Annotated in this window: 16 protein-coding genes; 8 read left to right on the plus strand and 8 right to left on the minus strand. The window is 39.1% G+C overall.

The features are described 5' to 3' along the window. Positions 1-18 precede the first annotated feature (18 nt). From ADHAQ_RS0109415 to ADHAQ_RS0109435, 5 genes are all read right to left on the minus strand, one after another. Positions 19-1,050: a quinone-dependent dihydroorotate dehydrogenase gene (locus ADHAQ_RS0109415; protein ID WP_026462720.1), complete on the minus strand. Its 1,032-nt coding sequence runs from the start codon at positions 1,048-1,050 to the stop codon at positions 19-21. Between the two features lie 203 nt (positions 1,051-1,253). After that, the gene (locus tag ADHAQ_RS0109420) at positions 1,254-2,273 is read right to left on the minus strand and encodes a bifunctional heptose 7-phosphate kinase/heptose 1-phosphate adenyltransferase (protein WP_026462721.1); all 1,020 of its coding nucleotides are present in this window, start codon (positions 2,271-2,273) and stop codon (positions 1,254-1,256) included. Then, a complete protein-coding gene (locus ADHAQ_RS0109425; RefSeq protein ID WP_026462722.1) occupies positions 2,274-3,491 on the minus strand; it encodes a pyridoxal phosphate-dependent aminotransferase in 1,218 nt (405 codons plus the stop codon). 342 nt (positions 3,492-3,833) lie between these two features. Further along, positions 3,834-4,439 carry a recombination mediator RecR gene (recR, locus tag ADHAQ_RS0109430; protein ID WP_026462723.1) on the minus strand — a complete coding sequence of 202 codons (606 nt, stop codon included), beginning with the start codon at positions 4,437-4,439 and terminating at the stop codon, positions 3,834-3,836. 14 nt (positions 4,440-4,453) lie between these two features. Then, a complete protein-coding gene (locus ADHAQ_RS0109435) occupies positions 4,454-4,735 on the minus strand; it encodes an ATP-dependent Clp protease adaptor ClpS (protein ID WP_026462724.1) in 282 nt (93 codons plus the stop codon). A gap of 216 nt (positions 4,736-4,951) precedes the next feature. Between ADHAQ_RS0109435 and ADHAQ_RS0109440 the strand changes: the two genes are divergently transcribed. The 8 genes from ADHAQ_RS0109440 (at position 4,952) to ADHAQ_RS25145 (ending at position 16,053) form a co-directional block, all read left to right on the plus strand. Continuing rightward, the gene (locus tag ADHAQ_RS0109440; RefSeq protein WP_026462725.1) at positions 4,952-5,503 is read left to right on the plus strand and encodes a hypothetical protein; all 552 of its coding nucleotides are present in this window, start codon (positions 4,952-4,954) and stop codon (positions 5,501-5,503) included. 242 nt (positions 5,504-5,745) lie between these two features. After that, positions 5,746-6,489 (plus strand): hypothetical protein, encoded by a 744-nt coding sequence (locus ADHAQ_RS0109445; RefSeq protein WP_026462726.1) that lies wholly within the window; start codon positions 5,746-5,748, stop codon positions 6,487-6,489. 60 nt (positions 6,490-6,549) lie between these two features. Then, complete coding sequence (locus tag ADHAQ_RS0109450; protein WP_026462727.1) at positions 6,550-9,333, plus strand: TonB-dependent receptor; 2,784 nt, start codon at positions 6,550-6,552, stop codon at positions 9,331-9,333. Beyond that, positions 9,334-10,500 carry a DUF4249 domain-containing protein gene (locus tag ADHAQ_RS0109455; protein WP_026462728.1) on the plus strand — a complete coding sequence of 389 codons (1,167 nt, stop codon included), beginning with the start codon at positions 9,334-9,336 and terminating at the stop codon, positions 10,498-10,500. 12 nt (positions 10,501-10,512) lie between these two features. Continuing rightward, the gene (locus tag ADHAQ_RS0109460) at positions 10,513-11,667 is read left to right on the plus strand and encodes a DUF4249 domain-containing protein (RefSeq protein WP_051359819.1); all 1,155 of its coding nucleotides are present in this window, start codon (positions 10,513-10,515) and stop codon (positions 11,665-11,667) included. A gap of 31 nt (positions 11,668-11,698) precedes the next feature. Then, entirely contained in the window at positions 11,699-12,829 is a 1,131-nt protein-coding gene (locus ADHAQ_RS0109465) for a DUF4249 domain-containing protein (protein ID WP_034256710.1), read from the plus strand. 46 nt (positions 12,830-12,875) lie between these two features. Then, positions 12,876-15,278: an MG2 domain-containing protein gene (locus ADHAQ_RS0109470; RefSeq protein WP_157433384.1), complete on the plus strand. Its 2,403-nt coding sequence runs from the start codon at positions 12,876-12,878 to the stop codon at positions 15,276-15,278. Positions 15,279-15,327: 49 nt separating this feature from the next. Continuing rightward, on the plus strand, positions 15,328-16,053 hold the full coding sequence (locus tag ADHAQ_RS25145; RefSeq protein WP_034257267.1) for a Dph6-related ATP pyrophosphatase: 726 nt from the start codon (positions 15,328-15,330) through the stop codon (positions 16,051-16,053). On the opposite strand, the gene ADHAQ_RS0109480 is transcribed toward ADHAQ_RS25145, so the two are convergent. The 3 genes from ADHAQ_RS0109480 to ADHAQ_RS0109490 form a co-directional block, all read right to left on the minus strand. Continuing rightward, complete coding sequence (locus tag ADHAQ_RS0109480) at positions 16,050-16,967, minus strand: cation diffusion facilitator family transporter (protein ID WP_026462732.1); 918 nt, start codon at positions 16,965-16,967, stop codon at positions 16,050-16,052. The two genes, ADHAQ_RS25145 and ADHAQ_RS0109480, sit on opposite strands and share 4 nt — an antisense overlap. A 124-nt stretch (positions 16,968-17,091) precedes the next feature. Further along, positions 17,092-17,766 carry a YceI family protein gene (locus tag ADHAQ_RS25150; protein ID WP_034256711.1) on the minus strand — a complete coding sequence of 225 codons (675 nt, stop codon included), beginning with the start codon at positions 17,764-17,766 and terminating at the stop codon, positions 17,092-17,094. 35 nt (positions 17,767-17,801) lie between these two features. Beyond that, positions 17,802-18,257: a MarR family winged helix-turn-helix transcriptional regulator gene (locus tag ADHAQ_RS0109490; protein WP_026462733.1), complete on the minus strand. Its 456-nt coding sequence runs from the start codon at positions 18,255-18,257 to the stop codon at positions 17,802-17,804. Positions 18,258-18,300 lie beyond the last annotated feature (43 nt).

Raw genomic sequence — 18,300 nt, forward strand, 5'->3', positions numbered from 1 at the left:
TCTCAGGATAAAGTACTGTTAGCTCTGCAGAATCCGTTTATTGATTTGTTTTACCAAAGAAGGTCCTTCGTAAATAAAACCGGTATATAATTGAATCAAATCTGCTCCGGCAGCCAGCTTTTCCAGGGCATCTTCGGGCGTCATTATACCGCCTACACCAATAATGCGAATAGATTCAGGTAAGTGCTGGCGGAGATATTTTATAATTTCATTTGATCTTTCTTTCAAAGGCCGACCGCTTACCCCACCAGCTCCCATGGCTTCTAAAGTAGCTTTGTCGGTTTTTAATTCTTTCCGGCTTACTGTTGTATTTGCAGCAATTATACCATCAAGCTTGGTCTGGATAGCTATTTCAATTATATCATCTAACTGTTCCTGATTTAGGTCCGGAGCAATTTTAAGTAATAGCGGTTTAACTTTGGGCTTAAGGGCATTCCGGCGTTGTAAAGCTTCCAGCAGAAAACGCAATGGTTCTTTATCTTGAAGCGCCCGTAAATCAGGGGTATTCGGCGAGCTTACGTTTACCACAAAATAATCCACTACCTCGTAAAGCGATTCGAAACAATATTGGTAATCCCGTAAAGCCTCTTCGTTAGGAGTATTTTTATTCTTTCCAATATTGCCGCCAATTATAATATTGCTTTTCCGGTACTTTAAGCGGGTAGCGGCTACTTCTACGCCCTGATTATTAAATCCCATTCGGTTAATTAAAGCCTGATCAGTAGGTAATCTAAACAGTCTTGGCTTATCGTTGCCAGGCTGGGGCCGGGGAGTAACGGTTCCTATTTCTAAAAACCCAAATCCAAAATTTTCAAACTCATCAACCAGTAAGGCATTCTTATCAAATCCGGCAGCTAACCCTACAGGATTAGGAAAAGTTAAACCAAAAACTTTTCGTTCTAGCTTAGGATGCTCCAGGCAAAACATTTTTTTACTTAATTGTTTTGACAAGGGTGCTTTAAATCCGGTTTTGATAGCTGAATAAGAAAAAGTATGAACTGTTTCCGGATCTATTTTAAATAATAAAGGGCGCAGCAGGGATTTGTACATGTAGCAAAGATAAAAAGAAGTTCAAGCTCTTCCATGCAATTTTAGCTTACATGCTAAAATTAAAGCAATCTAGAATGTTTTTGATTAGAGCCAGAGTAACTGAACTTTGAGGAGTATTATATTCAGATATACAGGGAGGAAGTTTACCTTTATTACCTGAGTAGCCAATTGGAAATGAGAAGACTAATAAAAAAGATAAGGCCTTAAACTTTTAGGGCCTTATCTTTTTCCAATATTTTACAGGAAACGGCTTCTTTGTATAAGCTTTGTTTATTTAAGGGCACTACTCCTACTTGCTCACATACTAAACCACCGCCTAAATTAGATAGCTCGGCCACCAGGGGTAAAGGCAGGTTAAGCGCTATACAAACCGCTGCAATACTTATTACGGTATCCCCGGCTCCCGACACATCGGAAATAGTGCGCAAATGCGCTGGAATATAAGTCTTGGCTTGATTAGCCATGCAGAAAACGCCTCTTTCAGATAAGGTTATGAGGATATTTTCAGTTTGTAAAGTTTTTTGTAAATCGGAGGCAGCCTCTTCAAAAGCTTCCAGATTGGCATCAGCAAAGTCTACTTTCAAACCTTCTTTTAACTCTTTTAAGTTGGGCTTAAATAAGGTACAACCTTTATAGCGAAGGAAGTTTTTCTTTTTTGGGTCTACAACTGTAGGAATGCTCTTCTGCTGACTAAGGGCAATTAATTCAGCTATATTCTGCTGGTTTAAAACCCCTTTATCATAATCCTGAAATATAACTACATCTGCCTGCTGCAGTAATTGTTCGAAACGTTCCAGCAGATGCCGGTTTTCGTGTTCTACTAAATCTGATTCGACTTCGCAATCAATCCGGAGGAGTTGTTGGCCACCCGACAGAATACGTTGCTTAACAGTAGTTATGCGTTCAGGGCTACGGATAATACCATCAGTAGAAAGTTGTTTTTCCTCTAATAAACGAATTAAGTCTGCCCCCTCCTGGTCATCGCCAATAACAGAGCAAAGTAAGGCGGTGGCGCCCAATGCCTGAACATTCAGGGCTACATTAGCGGCACCACCTAACCTTTTTTCACTTTTTAAAACATTTACTATGGGCACCGGTGCTTCCGGCGAAAGCCTTGTTGATTTGCCCCACAAATAAGAATCTATCATCACATCGCCCACAATTAAAACAGTGAGCTGATCAAACGCCTCGAACAAGGATTGTAAACTAGCGGAAGCCGGCATTTATTGTAATTTCGCCAAACTAACTTTAATACGCTCCATGGCTTCTTTTAACTTTTCGTCAGAAGCTGCAAAAGAGAAACGCATACATTCATCCGCACCAAAAGCATCACCGCTTACAGCAGCTACGTGAGCATCATTTAGGATGAACATGCTTAATTCAAAAGAACCGTTAATTTTTTGTCCGTCTGGTGTGGTTTTACCAAAGTAAGCACTAACATCCGGGAAAATATAAAAAGCTCCCTGCGGCACATTGGTTACGATGCCCGGAATATCTTTCATTAAACCTAAAACTAAATCCCGACGACGTAAATAAGCAGCGCTCATTTCTTCTGAAGCACCCCGACCTCCTTTAAGAGCCGCTACTGCCGCTTTCTGGGCAATAGAACACGTACCGGAAGTAATTTGGCTTTGCATTTTATCACAGGCATCAGCAATTTCTTTACGGGCAGCAATATACCCAACGCGCCAGCCGGTCATGGCATATCCTTTAGAGAAACCATTTACAGTAATAACGCGATCTTTAATAAAATCGAATTGCGCCATGCTGGCGTGCTCGCCGGTAAAATTAATGTATTCATAAATCTCATCCGCCATTACAAAAATCTGCGGGTGTTTCTCCAGAATACGGGCAAAAGCTAATAATTCATCTTTGCTGAATACAGAACCAGTTGGATTACATGGCGAAGAATACATTACTAATTTGGTATTAGAAGTAATGGCGTTCTCTAATTGCTCCGGTGTAATTACGAAATCGTTATCGATAGAAGCTTTTACTAAAACCGGCACCCCTTCGGCTAATTTTACTACTTCTTCATAAGACACCCAGTAAGGCGAGAAAATAACTACTTCATCACCTGGGTTAATCAACGTCATAATCACGTTAGCAATAGATTGCTTAGCCCCGGTAGAAACAACAATATTTTCAGGTTTATAATCCAGGTTATTATCCCGCTTTAACTTGGCCACAATCTCCTGACGCAGGTCTGGGTAACCAGCCACCGGAGTATAAAATGTAAATCCATCATCCAGGGCTTTCTTAGCAGCATCCTTAATGTATTGCGGCGTCTGAAAGTCTGGTTCTCCAAAGCTCAGGTTGATTACATCATGTCCTTGAGCAGCCAGTTCGCGGGCTTTTTTCGCCATCGCGATGGTTTGTGATTCGGCCAGTGCCGTTATCCTGTCGGATAAAAAACTGGTTACCTGTTCTGTTGATTGCATGATTTTTTATGAATTTTGGGCAAAATTAAAGATTTAAAATCAATTATTTAATTTATAAGTCTATTAAAAAAAAAATTAAGGTTTTTAATGGTTTAGGGGAAAGGCTATAGCATACATAAAGTTGATAAACCACTAAAAAACCAATCGAATTTCAAAGACAAATTTCGTTCCTTTTATCATTCTTGAGGTAAAATACAGGCAAGGAAACATAATAGCTTTATTATATATTTCTACAACTTCTCAAATTAGAAAACGACATACCGTACTATAACTAGCCTATGCATCAAAATAAAAAGGCTACCGGAAAACCGGTAGCCTTTTGTAAAAGATTCTTCAGCATTATTATTTACTGTAGGAGGTCCTCTCAATAATACTTCTGCCTAGGGTTATTTCATCAGTATACTCCAACTCACCACCTACAGGAACTCCACGGGCAATAGTTGATATTTTAAGGTTGTAATCCCGGAGCTTTCTGGTTATGTAAAATGCGGTAGTGTCGCCTTCCATAGTAGGACTTATGGCTAAAACTACCTCTTTTATTTCGGAACCCGGAATCCGCTCCACCAACGAGGTAATATTTAAATCGGAGGGGCCTATTCCTTCAATAGGAGAAATAACACCCCCTAAAACATGATAAATTCCTTTATACTGACTGGTATTCTCAATAGCAATAACATCCCGAATATCACTAACCACACACAACAAACTGCGGTCGCGTAACGGATTAGCACAAATATCACATATTTCAGTATCAGCAATATTATGGCAGGTTTTGCAATACGTGATGTTTTCACGCATTTTTACAAGCGCCTCCGATAAAGCCTTGGTATCTTCAGTATCGCCTTTTAGCAAATGAAGCACCAGGCGTAAAGCTGTTTTTCGGCCAATTCCCGGAAGTTTTGCCAGCTCCTCAACCGCATTTTCAATTAACTTTGACGGAAAATTCATCCAATAGTATCAGGTTAAACAATATCGGCTGATATACCGCGATCGTGAATGGCTGAGCACATGGACTCCAGTTCCTCAAACGTTCCAACTTTTACGGTACACTTGCCTTTATAATGAATAAGGTAGGTACACTGCTCAGCCTGCTCAGGCGTATGCTTGCATACAGCAATAAGCGTATCTATAACGTGATCAAATGTATTCACATCATCGTTATAAACGACCAGATTTTTCAGGTCTATTACTTCCTCCAGAAGCAATACATCTTCCTGAAATGCTATTTCTGTTTCTGTATTCATAGCAGCAAATTTACGAAATTAAGCTGATTTTTAAAAGGATTCAACTTAATTATAACCTCCAACCCAACCTATTTTTATTATACTTTTAACTAATTCATTTAGGTTCTTATTTTTTAAAAAACCTTATTCTTAAAGCTGATTTAAAGACGCAAAAGAACCTTACGCTTATAAATTAGTAATATTGCAAACTAACATCCCTTAAAAGAAAAAGGTAGTATGCCCGTTCCGTCCGCCGACTTTAAAAAAGCCATAAAACAATTATCTGACAAAGAAAAAGAAACATTACTGTTACGGGCTGTGCGGCGGGACGCCGAACTTTATGATTTATTTTCTTATGAGTTGTTACCCGATATTACCCTGGAACAACTAACAACCGAGACTTCCGAAAAAATTCATGATTTAATGTATGGATTAACCGGCAGAAACCTGACTAAAAGCATCACCCGATCCCTTAGGAAATCTACGAAGGAAATTGCCCGATTTAAACGAATTACCAAAGACGTAAAAGCTGAAATTGATTTACACATTTATTTGCTGCGTTTAATTTTCGACAACTTCACGGGCCAGTTTGAAAGCCGTTTTAAGAGTTTTTTTGTAGCTACTGCCCGGTTAGTACTCCGGACCATGCAGTTAATCCGGAAAAATTTGCACGAAGATTACCATATAGAATATAAAACTGATCTGGATGATTTTTTACAGCAACTAAACAGCCGCAGCAAAAGCAACCAGTTAAGCTTCACCCTACCCCAAACCTTTGAAGTAGATTAAGTAACTTCTTATTAAAAGCTTTACATATAACAGCATATTAAATATACTTCTTCTTTAATTGGCTGATTTAGCATTATAGCCAAGCATTTCCCCTTGTTGTTTTCTTTTTGTTCTCTTTTTACCTATTGTTAGGTATTATCTTCAGAAAAGCTGTTGGATATTTGGAGGTAAAGAAGATTTTTCTGTACCTTTTTGAGAAATTTTATTAGTGCAACTATTCCAGTTATCAGCACTTAAGAACTATGAATAAAAAGGCCACCACTTTTTACAGTTTCTTCTTTTTGAGTTTATTATCTGCTCAATTTTCTTTTAGCCAGAATCTAAAATCTGATTCTGTTTTTCTGGCTACATCTGTCTCAAACGTTATTAGTGTTCATGCCAAAATTTTAAACCAGGAGTCGCATTTATACAATGGCCCTCAATACGTAAATTATGATCGGGGTTTTGTGGGGCACCAATTTTTCCAGAACGACGAAATCACGGAAGGCACTGTTACTTATGATAACCTGTTATTTAGAGATGTCCCTTTACTATACGATACTGTGCTGGATCAATTAGTGGTAGAGGGACTAACAAATGGCAACTCCATCAAATTGATAAGTGAGAAAGTAAAAGATTTCACTTATAATGATCATCATTTTTATCGTTTACAGAAAGACAGCCTCTACAGCAACCTTCCCCAAGCTGGTTTTTACGAGTTTCTCCTCGATGGAAAAATTAAGTTGCTGGCTAAAAGAAAAAAAGAAATTCAGGAAGTTAAAGAAACTGACGGCATTTATAAGGTATTTGAGTTAAAAGACAAATTTTATGTTCTGAAAGGAAACAAATTGTTTGAGGTAGATAAAAAAAGAACAATTTTGAGCTTACTTCCTGAAAAAAGAAAAGAATTGCAAGCCTTTGCCCGGACCAACAAAATTAACTTTAAGCATAAACGCGAAGACGCCTTGGTAAAAATAGTAAGGCACTACAACAGTTTGCCTCAATAACTATTTTTAATCATACCTGAACCACACCAAATCTTTTAGTTGCCCCTACCTTTCTAACCTATGGTATTTTTTTACAGAACCCTTTTAATTGCATTGGGTAGTTTTTTAGTTCTTTTGCCTGTTCTGGGTCAGCAAAACAATACTAAATTAATTACTGGCGATTTCCAAAATGTAAAATTTGAGCAGTTTGTCCGGGAAATTGAAGCGAACTCGACTTACCGGTTTTATTATGACCCAGCTTTAATGGATACCATTAAAGTAAATTTACAAGTACAAGGCAAACCTCTGCCGGTAGTACTGGAGCAAGCGCTGAAACCTATTAATTTCACATTTGCCATAGACCAGGAAAATCAGGTTTATATAACTAAAGGGCGGGCCATTGAATTAAATCTGCCCGCCAATTTCTTCACTCCCGGACAAGCAGGGGCCGTCATTGCCCAAAACAATGTAATAAATACAAACACCGCAGAACCGGAAAGGCCGCGAACCCGAAGTACTTCCGAACTTAAACTTTACGAAATAGGAAACAGCCGGTCGGCCAATGGCAGCGGAAAAGCTACTATTGCTGGTCATTTACGGGATATTAAGTCCGGTGAAGCCGTTATTGGTGCGTCTATTTATATTGAAGCACCACTAATCGGTGGTACCAGCGATCAGTTTGGTTATTATTCGCTTACCTTACCCGTTGGCCGGCACGAAGTTAAAATTAAAGGAGTCGGAATTAAAAATACCCGCCGGCAAATTATGCTCCACTCCGATGGCAAATTAGAAATAGAGGTAGAAGAAGATATTACCAATTTGAAAGAAGTGGTAATTGAAGCCGAAAAAGACAAAAATGTGGCAGGCATGCAAATGGGTTTGGAAAAGTTAGATATAAAAACTTTAAAACAGGTACCCACTGCCTTTGGCGAAACCGATATCTTACGCGTTATTTTAACCTTACCGGGCGTAAAATCAGTTGGCGAAGGCAGTACCGGCATGAACGTACGGGGTGGCGCCACCGATCAGAACCTTATTTTGTTTAATGATGCTACTATTTATAACCCCTCGCATTTATTTGGCTTTTTCTCGGCCTTTAACCCGGATGTTTTAAAAACGGTAGAGTTGTATAAAAGTGCCATACCAGCTAAATATGGTGGTCGGCTATCTTCGGTTTTAGAGATTAGTACCCGCGATGGAAATAAAAAACAGTTTGCCGGCTCGGGAGGCATTGGCCTTCTAACCAGCAGGCTAACGTTGGAGGGACCTATTGTTAAAGATAAAACCTCTTTTATTATTGGCGGCAGAACCACCTATTCTGACTGGATTCTGAAACAGCTTCCTAATAGTACCTTGAGGCAAAGTGAAGCTTCTTTTTATGATGTAAATGCCCACATCACCCACGAAATCAATGATAAAAATACAATTTATGCTACCGGTTACCAAAGCCAGGATAAATTTAAACTGGGAACTGATACGGCCTTTCAATACATGAACAGAAATGCCAGTTTGAAATGGAAACATATTTTTAACAACAAATTATATGGTGTATTAACCGGTGCCCACAGTATATTTAACTATAATATTACCAGCGACAAACATGAAAGTACAGCCTCTAAACTAACGTATGGCATAAACCAATCTAACGTTCAGGCTGATTTTAACTTTTTTCTGAACCCAACGCATACCATAGACTTTGGTGCCAGTACTATTTTATATCAAGTTTCTCCGGGTAGCCAAACCCCGCTGGGCAGTAAATCCTTAATTGCTCCTAACATATTATCAAATGAAAAGGGACAGGAATCTGCTTTATATATTTCTGATTTAATCAATATCAGTCCACGTATAGCGGTGCAATTAGGGGTACGCTACTCTATGTACAAAGCTTTAGGACCTAAAGATGTATTTGAGTATACCTCCGGCCTGTCCCGGAATGAAAGCTCCATCATTGACACTACCCACTACAAAAATGGAGAGGTAATGGCCACCTACCATGGCCCCGAATACCGGGCCTCCATCAAATATATTTTAACTGATAACTCTTCTGTTAAGGCCAGTTTTAACCGCATGCGTCAATACATTCACATGCTTTCCAATACTGCCTCTATGTCGCCTACCGATATCTGGAAATTGAGCGACCGGTACATTCGCCCGCAAATTGGCGACCAATATGCTATTGGCTATTACCGTAATCTGCGTTCTAACACCATTGAAACCTCTGTGGAAACTTACTACAAGAGCATGCGCGATTTTGTTGATTATAAAAATGGCGCCACGCTTATTCTTAATCACCACATAGAAACAGATGTTATTAATGCTGAAGGAAAAGCTTATGGGGTAGAGCTGATGGTGAAAAAATTAACCGGAAAAATTAATGGTTGGGCCAGTTATACCTATTCCCGCACCTTAGTACGGGTAAATACGGCATTAGCCTCCGATATGGTAAATGATGGAAAATACTACCCAAGTAACTTTGACAAGCCTCACGATTTTACATTAATAGGTAACTACCGTTTCAGCCGCCGGTTTAGCACCTCCCTGAATGCCACTTACAGCACTGGCCGGCCAATAACGTTGCCTTTAGCTAAATACGAAATCGGTGGTGCCCAACGGGTTTATTACTCCCAGCGCAATGAGTATCGGGTGCCAGATTATTTCCGGATGGATTTTGCCATGAACATAGAGGGCAACCATAAAGTAAGGAAGTTATCGCATAGTTCCTGGTCTTTATCTGTGTATAACTTAACCGGCCGCAAAAACCCTTATTCTGTATATTTTAAAACCGAAAACGGTAAAATAAATGGTTATAAGCTATCGATTTTTGGTCAGCCTATTCCAACGGTTACCTACAACTTCAAATTTTAAATGCAGCAACCATTTTACATAGGAACAAAGGTTATTTGCTGGAGCTTTTTGCTGCTAGCCACTGCCTGCATTGATTCTTATGTACCTGATGTTGTAGATTCTGTTCATAGCTATTTAGTCGTAGATGGTTTTATAAACAGCAGTGGAACTACCACCATAAACCTATCGCGTAGCCAGCGGATAGCTGAAACCGGGAAACCTCAACCAGAAGCAAAAGCTTTACTATATATCCAGGAAGAACAAGGAGGCCAGTTTGCTTTACATGAATCAAAAACAGGAATCTATAATTCGGCTAATCTTAATTTAGATCCACAAAAAAAATACCGGCTTTACATTAAAACAGCTTGGAATAAGGAATATGCAAGCAATTTTATGCCTGTTATTTTTACACCTGACTTTGAAATTTCTCCCAATATTGAAAGTACAGGCTTGCAAATAGCTATAAATTCGGAGGGTGGACCGGAACAACCGACTTACTACCGCTGGGATTACGATGAAACGTGGGAATTTACTTCAATCGGCCAATCTGTATTAGATTATAAAAACAACCGGCTAGTTCCGAGGAATGAAAACATTTACAGATGCTGGCGTTCAGAGAAACCTTCGAAGATAAACTTAACTTCAACAGAAAAACTTTCAGTCAATAAACTTGTCAATCATCCATTGGTTTTTCATCCAAAGAACTCCGAAAAATTAAGGTATAAATATAGCATTCAAGTACGACAATTTGCTCAAACTAAAGAAGAATACCAGTATTGGGAAGCATTGAGAACTAATACCGAAAAAATAGGAACACTCTTTGATCCGCAGCCAACTCAAGTTTCTGGCAATATAGAATGCCTGTCCGATCCAAATGAACCGGTATTGGGTTATGTTGGCATTACTACTATGGTAGAAAAAAGAATATTTATTGACAAACTCAATTTGCCTGCTAGTTGGATTTCCAAAACAGGATATGAAGATTGCCGGATTGGCCTTTTAAGCGAGGATTTTCCCCCTCCACCAAGAGGTTCTCAAAACCCGTGGAATTATGTAGCTAATGGAGCCCTTATTATAATTGCCCCGGTAGATTCGGCCAATATTACTATAGATTATTTATATTCTACTGCCAATTGCACCGATTGCACATTAAAAGGTTCAAATGTTCGTCCGGATTTTTGGAGATAAATAAGTTTGTAAATGACTCAAAAGCATTATTCAGCAACGCCTTTATCTACCTTAAGCATAGTTATGCTAATGGTGTTTTATGGTTGTGTCGAATCTTTTGCGCCTGATGTAGTAGATACTGTTCATAGCTATTTAGTGGTTGATGGTCTTATCAATAACAATGGGATTACGGTTATTAACCTTTCCCGCTCCCAAAAAATATCGGACAATAATAAGCCTCAAGCCGAAGCAAAAGCATCTGTTGTTATTCAGGAAGAGCAAGGGCCGCATTATCCTTTAACCGAAGGCAGAATGGGCACTTATACTTCGTCCTATTTAACTTTAAATCCGCAGAAAAAATACCGGCTTTACATTAAAACAGCTTTTAATAAAGAATATGTTTCTGATTATGTTCCGGTAAGGTACACGCCAGATTTTGAGGTAGTTTGGAAAGTAGAAAATGAAGGATTACAAATAGCAATCAATTCGCAGGGCAGGGAAAATAACACCCGGTATTACCGCTGGCAACACGAAGAAACCTGGGAATTTAACTCTTTTATTTATTCTGCCTGGGAATATAGGAATGGACAAATTCTACCCCGAACTAATAATATATTTCAATGCTGGCGTACTGAAAGAAATCCGGTTATTAAAATAGCCAGCACTGATAATTTATCAGAAAATGTTTTGTCAGAACACCCTCTGGTGTTATTACCTAAAAACTCTGAAAAACTACAGGTAAAATACAGCATTTTGGTAAAACAGCAAAGCCTTACCAAAGAAGCTTACCAGTATTGGGAAACCTTAAGCAAAAACACTGAAAATATAGGCACTTTATTCGATCCATTTCCAAGTCAGCTTACTGGCAATATCACTTGTTTAAACGACCCGAAAGAGCCGGTTTTTGGCTTTGTTTCTGTTACCAACGAAATAGAAAAAAGAATTTTCATTTCAACTTATGCTGATTTACCTACCAGCTGGCATGGCATAAACAGGAAAAGTATTACCTACGCTAGCTGTGAAACTGGCCTTATGGGTAAGGATGGGCTTACCCCAGCCAACCCGGCCTACCTGATTGTGGACAGGGTAATGCTGGAAGATGGTTCTATGGACTATACTTACTCTAGTGTTGGCTGTGTAGATTGCAGACTTAGGGGAACGAATGTAATGCCAGACTTTTGGCATTGATTTATTAATTTACAATACTTAACACTATATAATGATTCGCAAGGTTTACCTGTTTTTATTTATTATTTTATCCTTCCTTAATAGTTGTGTAGAACCTTTTTCGCCGGAGGTAAAATCTCATACCAGTTCTTTTCTGGTGGTCGATGGCTTTATAAATATATCAGGCGTAACAACCATAAAGCTTTCCAGGACGCAAAATCTGGGGGAAAACATGAAGCCTAGTGTAGAAAACCGGGCTCAGTTACAAATTAAAGAAGAAAGTGGATCTAACCACAATTTAACCGAAATAGCTCCCGGAACCTACCAATCGGCATTACTGAACTTAAACCCGGGAAAAAGATATCAGCTTCATATCAGAACTGATAATGGATCAGAATATCTTTCGCTGCTTACATCTGCCAGCACTACGCCCGATTTTGAGTTATCGAGTAGGATACAAAACGACGGCTTACAAATATTAGTTAATACCAACGATAACCCTAACAGCTCCCGCTATTACCGTTGGCAATACGAAGAAACCTATGAATTTTCATCGGGCTACTATTCTGGTTACGAATATAAAGCTCCCGGAAAGATTGAGGCCCGGCAAAATGATATTTATTATTGCTGGCGCACTGAAGTACCTACTTTCATAAAAATTGGCAACACTTCCGGGTTAAATCAGAATATTCTCTCCAACCAATCGATCGTGTTTTTACCTAAAAATACCGAAAAGCTCCGCTACAAGTATAGTATTCTGGTCAAACAATACTCTCTTTCCAAAGAAGAATATCAATATTGGGAAATCTTAAGTAAAAATACAGAGCAAATAGGCACCTTATTTGATCCTTTGCCCTCCCAACTTACTGGCAATATTCAATGCCTGAATAACCCGGCTGAACCTGTGTTAGGTTTTGTGGGAGCCACTTCAGAAAAACAGAAACGGATTTTTGTTGACAAAAAAGACCTACCGGTATGGCCATATAAGACTGGCTACGAAAGTTGTGCAATACCAGATACAGTAGGTTTAGGAGATGCCGTGCCTCTCTTTGCCAATGGCGGATCCCTACCGGTTGGTGGGGTCTATAGGGGACCTGCCTTAGTAGGGTATACCTACTCAACCCCAGATTGTGTGGATTGCCGGTTACGCGGAACTAAAGTCAGGCCCAGCTTCTGGCAATAGTACCTTAATTTTTATTTTACAGTCATCAATTGGCATTAGTTAAACTATGATGTTTGCGCTACAATTTATAAAACAGGGATTTCTTTTAAGTTTAGTTTGGGTATTAAGTTTATCCAGCGCTTTGGCCCAAACCGATAGCTTAAAAACTATTGCCCGGCAGTTTACCTCTTACCAGCAAAAGCACCTGCAGGAAAAAGTATTCTTACACTTGGACAGGCCGGTTTATTTAAGCGGTGAAACCATGTGGTTTAAAATATATTACGTGGACGGTACCTTTCACAAACCTTTAAATGTGAGCAAAGTGGCCTATGTAGAGGTGTTAGACCAGAATCAATCGCCGGTTCTGCAAGCTAAAGTAGAATTAAAGAAAGGGATAGGCCAAGGATCTTTTGTAGTTCCGACATCATTGTTCTCGGGCAATTATACGGTTCGGGCCTATACCAGCTGGATGAAAAATTTTAATTCAGACTATTTCTTTACCAGCCCGGTTACCTTTATTAACACTACCAAAGTACTGGGTACAGAAATAGCTAAAACAGACCCAACTTACAACGTTCAATTTTTCCCGGAAGGAGGAAATTTAGTTTCGGGCCTTGCCAACAAGGTAGCCTTCAAAATTACCGATAGAAACGGTAAAGGCCTGGAAGCAGAAGGATCTATTCTGGATGATAGAAGTAAACCGGTTGCTTCATTTTCAACATTAAAATTTGGTATGGGAAATTTTACCTTTACCCCTGCCGAAAACCAGCATTATGTAGCAGTATTTAAACTCAAAAATGGTCAGCCACTCACCCAGAAATTACCGCAGGTTTACCAAACAGGTTATGTTCTGCACCTGGAAGAAAGCAATTTTAATCAGATTAAGCTATCAGTACAGACTAAAAATATTAATTCTTCTGAACCCATTTATTTACTAGGGCATGCCCGGCAATTAGTTTCGGTAGCCATAGATAAAAACCTCGAAAATGGCCAAGCCGAAATATTGATTGATAAAGATAAATTAGGTGATGGCATAACTCACTTTACTTTGTTTAACAGCCAGAAAAAGCCGGTATGTGAACGTTTGTATTTTAAACAACCACAAAAAAGCTTAACCATTTCTGCAAACGCCAATAAACCCCAATTTGCAAACCGTGAAAAAGTAATTCTGACTATAAACACTCCTGTTCAAACCGATTCAGCCAATCTCTCGCTAGCCGTTTTCCAAATTGATTCTTTACAAAAGCACCAACCGGCTACCATTTTTAATTATTTGTGGCTTTCTTCAGATTTAAAAGGCACTATAGAAAGCCCCGAATATTATTTCACTTCTAACAGCAGCGAAACCTCTGAAGCCTTAGATAATTTAATGCTGACGCATGGCTGGAGCAGGTTTAAATGGGAAAATATTTTAGCCGGAAAAGCAGCTGATTTTGAGTTTTTACCAGAGATAAACTCCCATATTATAAGAGGGCGGGTCGTACAGGCTTCAACTGGTGCTCCGGCCGAAAAAATTGCTACCTATTTAGCTTCTCCCAGCCGGCTTGTCCGCTTATACAATTCTACTAGCCAGAAGGACGGGCTTATCCAATTTGAAATGAAAGATTTTACAGGCCCCCGGGAGGTAATCCTACAATCCAATATAAAACGGGACAGCACTTACCGCTTTGAAATCTTCAGTCCTTTCTATTCAAAATTTCCTGATTATAAACTACCGGCGTTTTACTTATCTGAAGCATTGAAACCCGAATTGACCCAACGGCATGTACAAATACAAACCCAACATGCTTATTTTGATAAATTCCGAAGGATTTACAGTTTGCCTAAGGTTGATAGTTTATCCTTTTACGGGAATCCGGATGCTAAATATAACTTGGATGATTATACGCGCTTTAAAGTGCTGGAAGAAGTAATGCGGGAATACGTTCCTGGTGTAATGGTCAGAATCAGGAAAGATGGTTTCCATTTCCTAACTTATGACAAGTCCAATGATTTATTTTTCCAGAATAACCCAATGGTGTTGCTGGATGGTTTGCCTGTTTTTGATATAAATAAAATAATGGCTTTTGATCCTTTAAAGATTCAGAAACTGGAAGTAATAACCAACCGCTATAACCAGGGCTCTTTATCTTATGAAGGCTTAATTAGTTATACAACTTATAAAGGCGATTTAGGCGGTTTTCAGGTAGACTCAAGAGCCTTACTTATGGAGTATGAAGGCTTACAACTTCAGCGTGAGTTTTATGCACCCACTTATGCAACCACCCAGCAGCAACAAGGTCGTTTGCCTGATTTCAGAAATTTGCTTTATTGGAAACCTGTTCTGACTACAAGAGCAAATGAAGTCCAAAAGCTGGAGTTTTATACCTCAGACCAGGTTGGCAAATACCTGGTAGTTGTACAGGGTCTTTCAAAAGCGGGGATAGCTGGCCACACCAGTTTTACTTTTGAGGTAAAAAAAGCGCTTTAACTCATATTCCATAATTTTCTGTTTATTATTGCCAAAAGAAAAAACAGAAATGGAAAATGCTTTTTTTGTTTGGAGTGGTGGCAAAGATTCTGCCCTGGCCCTGCAGCGGGTACTTGATCAAAAGCAATATAAAGTTAAATACCTGTTGACTACCGTGAATGAAACATTTCAACGGGTTTCCATGCACGGGGTGCGGGTTTCATTACTGGAAGAACAGGCCCAGGCCATAGGAATACCTTTGGTGAAAATATTTATTCCGGAGCAAGCCACCATGGAAGATTATAACCAGCGCATGGAAACGGCTTTGCTAAAAATGAAGGGTGAAAACATCAACAACGCTATATTTGGCGATATTTTCCTGGAGGACTTACGCCATTACCGCGAAAAACAAGTAGCCGCCATTGGCCTGAATGCTGTTTTTCCATTGTGGCAGGAATCAACCACCAAACTAATTCAGGAATTTATAACATTAGGCTTTAAAGCCAAGTTAGTTTGTGTTAGCGATAGCCGGTTAGGAAAAGACTTTATTGGCCGGGAAATAGATGATCAGTTTCTGATTGATTTACCCGCGACTGTAGATGCTTGTGGTGAAAACGGCGAATACCATTCTTTTGTGTATGAGGCTCCCTTCTTCAAGGAACCAGTTTCCATAAAAACAGGTGAAATAATTTTTCGGGATTATGCAGCTGAAGGAAATGATAACCCTACCAATTATGATTCTAAATTCTGGTTTCTAGATTTACTTTCCTTATCCGAAAAGGAAATTACCACTTAGAAATGTGGCTCATGCAACGCATCTGGCGGTTCTACATGGGTAAGCACATCGTATATGCGCGGATTGGCCTGCAGTATTACAGCTTTTACTTTATGCGCAATATCATGACCTTCTCTAACGGATAAGGTACCATCCACAATTATATGCAAATCCACAAACAGCTCAAAACCCATTTTCCGGACAAAACATTTATCTAAACCCAATACGCCTTCTACTGTACTGGCCAGCTTTCTCACCTCCTCTACTATTTCGGATGAAGGCGCTGCATCCATCACTTCGTTTAAAGCTGGGCGAAATACCAAATAAGCATTTATTAATATAATACAGGCCGCAACCAAAGCCGCAATATCATCGGCTACGGCATAATTTGGACCGCCCAAAATAGCAATAGAAATACCTATAAAAGCCGCTGCCGATGTAATGGCATCACTCCGATGATGCCAAGCATCAGCTTTTACGGCCGTGCTATCGGCTTCCTCTCCTACTTTTATAATAAATCTAAAAAGTACTTCTTTTACTAAAATAACGGCACCTAAAACCCACAAGGTAAAGGTTTCCGGTACGGCATGGGGCGTAATAATATTGGTGATGCTTTCTACTACAATCAATACGGCCGCCGCACCCATGGTTAAGGCAATTACAGTAGCCGCTAAAGGTTCGGCTTTGCCATGCCCGTACGGATGATCTTTATCAGGTGCTTTGGTTGCAATACGCAAACCCGCAAATAAAATCAGCGAACTAAACACATCCGAAGCTGACTCGATGGCATCTGCTACTAAGGCATAAGAATTACCTAAAATACCAGCTGTTCCTTTAACTACAACCAGGGCAATACTGGCCATTATGCTTATTAAAGTAGATCTTAATCCCTTTAAGGCCGGATGAGTAGGTTTGTGAAGAGATTCGTTTTGCAAAATTATTTAATAAGAAATGCACCTGAATTTCAGCAAATCTCGGCAGATTTAACTTAAAAAAAAATCTGCTTGCCTTGCAAAATGCAAAACGAAGCAGATTTTAATTTATTTAAAGAAGGTTTAATTATAAACCTACCTGATTATTAGCTACTAAATTAAACTGAACGGTAAAGTCATCGTTAATTGCTTTATCACCAATATTGGCAAAGAAGCTTTTTGAGCCATAACGAATATCCCACTTAGTACGGTCTAATACTACTGCTTCTGATTTAGCAGTTAAACTGTTACCATTAACAGCTACAGTTGCCGGGAAGGTTACAGGGTTAGAGATACCTTTTATAGTTAAGATACCATTTACATTATAATTGGCAGCTCCTGCTTTTGCTCCTTTAACTGGAGTTACGTTGGTAATTTTAAAGGTAGCACGCGGATGTTTTTCTACTGAGAAAAAATCATCTGATTTTAAGTGACCAATTAATTTACCGTTGTATTCTTTATCGGTTAAATCTAAGTTAACAATACTGTTCATGTCGATTTCAACAGTACCGCCAACTACTTTATTTTTATCTACCTGTAAGGCTCCGTTTGCTAACTTAATAGTACCATTGTGCTGGCCGGTAACTTTTTTACCTTCCCAAGCCATGTTACTTTGATTTACATCAACTTTATAAGTATTAGCGGCTACCTTTACGGTTTTACCAACTTTAGGAGCAGGTCCATTGGTGTTAGCAAAAGTGGTTGTAACATCTGCCACTAATAAACTGGCAACTACTAAAGATGATAATACTAACTTTTTCATGTTTATTTTTAATTTACTTTTTATTAATTGTTTATTTATCCTCGAATTTTGTCAAGTATCTGGTTAAGTTGTTCGGCTTCGGATTCAGACAAATGCTGCATTCCCATATGAGCATTCAATGTTTGCTCACATTCATCAATCCGTTTTAATAAATTTAAGCCTTCTTCTGTAATGAGAACATCCACAGTTCGCCGGTCATGTTCACATTGAGTTCTGGTTACCCAACCCTTGGCTACCAATTTATCTACAATGCGAGAGGCATTGGATGTTTTATCTAACATGCGCTCAATTATAAGATTTACAGTAGCTGGGTTAGGGTGTTGCCCACGCAATATTCGTAAAACATTAAATTGAGGTAAAGTCAGATCATAGTTTTTAAAGGTTTGAGCAGCTTGCATTTGAAGCCAGTTAGCCGTAAATGCTAAATTGATATAGGCCTTTTGGAATACATTCCTAAAAGTCGGTTGTTTTATTTCATCTTCTATCCGCATTTGCACTAGCTTTAAATGATGTTACAAATGTATGTATATACAT

The sequence above is a fragment of the Adhaeribacter aquaticus DSM 16391 genome (assembly GCF_000473365.1).
Lineage (GTDB): Bacteria > Bacteroidota > Bacteroidia > Cytophagales > Hymenobacteraceae > Adhaeribacter > Adhaeribacter aquaticus.

Excerpts from the sequence above, each read along its gene's own strand:
- ADHAQ_RS0109435 (WP_026462724.1), bottom strand. The coding sequence starts at position 4,735 with ATGAATACAGAAACAGAAATAGCATTTCAGGAAGATGTATTGCTTCTG.
- ADHAQ_RS0109490 (WP_026462733.1), bottom strand. The coding sequence starts at position 18,257 with ATGCGGATAGAAGATGAAATAAAACAACCGACTTTTAGGAATGTATTC.
- recR (WP_026462723.1), bottom strand. The coding sequence starts at position 4,439 with ATGAATTTTCCGTCAAAGTTAATTGAAAATGCGGTTGAGGAGCTGGCA.
- ADHAQ_RS0109420 (WP_026462721.1), bottom strand. The coding sequence starts at position 2,273 with ATGCCGGCTTCCGCTAGTTTACAATCCTTGTTCGAGGCGTTTGATCAG.
- ADHAQ_RS0109460 (WP_051359819.1), top strand. The coding sequence starts at position 10,513 with ATGACTCAAAAGCATTATTCAGCAACGCCTTTATCTACCTTAAGCATA.
- ADHAQ_RS0109445 (WP_026462726.1), top strand. The coding sequence starts at position 5,746 with ATGAATAAAAAGGCCACCACTTTTTACAGTTTCTTCTTTTTGAGTTTA.
- ADHAQ_RS0109440 (WP_026462725.1), top strand. The coding sequence starts at position 4,952 with ATGCCCGTTCCGTCCGCCGACTTTAAAAAAGCCATAAAACAATTATCT.
- ADHAQ_RS0109450 (WP_026462727.1), top strand. The coding sequence starts at position 6,550 with ATGGTATTTTTTTACAGAACCCTTTTAATTGCATTGGGTAGTTTTTTA.
- ADHAQ_RS0109465 (WP_034256710.1), top strand. The coding sequence starts at position 11,699 with ATGATTCGCAAGGTTTACCTGTTTTTATTTATTATTTTATCCTTCCTT.
- ADHAQ_RS25150 (WP_034256711.1), bottom strand. The coding sequence starts at position 17,766 with ATGAAAAAGTTAGTATTATCATCTTTAGTAGTTGCCAGTTTATTAGTG.
- ADHAQ_RS0109415 (WP_026462720.1), bottom strand. The coding sequence starts at position 1,050 with ATGTACAAATCCCTGCTGCGCCCTTTATTATTTAAAATAGATCCGGAA.
- ADHAQ_RS0109470 (WP_157433384.1), top strand. The coding sequence starts at position 12,876 with ATGATGTTTGCGCTACAATTTATAAAACAGGGATTTCTTTTAAGTTTA.
- ADHAQ_RS25145 (WP_034257267.1), top strand. The coding sequence starts at position 15,328 with ATGGAAAATGCTTTTTTTGTTTGGAGTGGTGGCAAAGATTCTGCCCTG.
- ADHAQ_RS0109455 (WP_026462728.1), top strand. The coding sequence starts at position 9,334 with ATGCAGCAACCATTTTACATAGGAACAAAGGTTATTTGCTGGAGCTTT.
- ADHAQ_RS0109425 (WP_026462722.1), bottom strand. The coding sequence starts at position 3,491 with ATGCAATCAACAGAACAGGTAACCAGTTTTTTATCCGACAGGATAACG.